This is a genomic window from Corallococcus terminator (assembly GCF_003611635.1).
Lineage (GTDB): Bacteria > Myxococcota > Myxococcia > Myxococcales > Myxococcaceae > Corallococcus > Corallococcus terminator.
The window spans coordinates 1-1,223 of the sequence record NZ_RAVZ01000697.1 but is presented as its reverse complement, the minus strand read 5'-3'; the positions used below and the strand labels follow the sequence as shown (position 1 = coordinate 1,223).

The window sequence follows — 1,223 nt, the reverse complement described above, 5'->3', positions numbered from 1 at the left end:
CCTCCTCCGCCCCAGGATTTTCTGAGACACCTTTCTGGGGGATAGCCTCCCCCTCGTGAGGTGGATGTGAAGAAGCAGCAGAAGCAGGACAGGACGTCGGAGCGCGGCCGGTTCTCCGCGAAGCGGAAGAAGGAGGCGGTGCTCCGGTTGCTCAAGGGCGAGGAGCTCGACGTGCTCTCGCGGGAGCTGGGCGTCACGGCGGCGGTGTTGAGCGAGTGGCGGGAGAAGTTCCTGGCCGGAGCCGAGGCGAACCTCAAGAGCCGCGAGCCGGAGCCCGCGGACGACGAGGTGCTACGGCTCAAGGCCATGGTGGGTGAGCTGATGATGAAGAACGAGCTGCTCGCCGAGAAGGCCCGGCTGCTGGAGGGGAACGCGCCGGTTTTTCCCTGGAGGAAGTCGAGAGGATGAGCGCCAGCCTCTCGCCTTCCAGCGGCAAGCCGTACGGACTGGCGCTCGTGACAGCTACCTGGCGGTTGCCACGTGCCACCGTGTACCGGCACCGTGCCCGTCGCCAGGCCCTGCCCCTCCCGGCGGCCCGACGTGGCCCGAAGACAGCGCTCACGGACGAGGCGCTGCTGGAAGCCATCCGCGGCGTGCTGTCCGCCTCGCCCTTCCTGGGCGAGGGGCACCGCAAGGTATGGGCTCGGCTGCGCGCCCAGAGTGTGCGCACTTCGAAGGCTCGCTGCCTGCGGCTGATGCGTGAGGCGGGGTTGCTGGCACCGGGCAGGGCCCGCCGGGTGCTGGGACCGCGCAACCACGACGGCACGATTACCACCGACAAGCCCGACGTCATGTGGGGCACCGACGCCACCTGCACCGTGACAACGCTGGAGGGGCAGGCCACCGTCTTCATCGCCGTCGACCATGGCACCTCCGAGTGCGTTGGCATCCACGCCTCCAAGGTGGGCACCCGCTTCGAGGCCCTCGAGCCCATTCGCCAGGGCGTCAAGGCCCGCTTCGGTGCGTATGGCCGGGGCGTGGCAGCGGGGTTGTCCATCCGCCACGACAACGGCAGCCAGTACACCTCCGACGCCTTCCAGGACGAGCTGCGTTTCCTTGGGGCCAGGTCCAGCCCTTCCTTCGTCCGCAGTCCCGAGGGCAATGGCTGCGCCGAGCGCTTCATCCGCACCCTCAAGGAGCAACTGCTCTGGGTGCGCACCTTCGCCGCCGTGGAGGAACTCCGATTGGCCCTGCTGGAGTGGGCCCACCGGTACAACGAGCAC

1 pseudogene is annotated in these 1,223 nt (G+C 68.6%); it reads left to right on the top strand.

The window, feature by feature from the left end:
• Window positions 1–60: 60 nt before the first annotated feature.
• Window positions 61–1,223, top strand: a pseudogene (locus D7V88_RS41590) (IS3 family transposase); the annotation flags it as partial.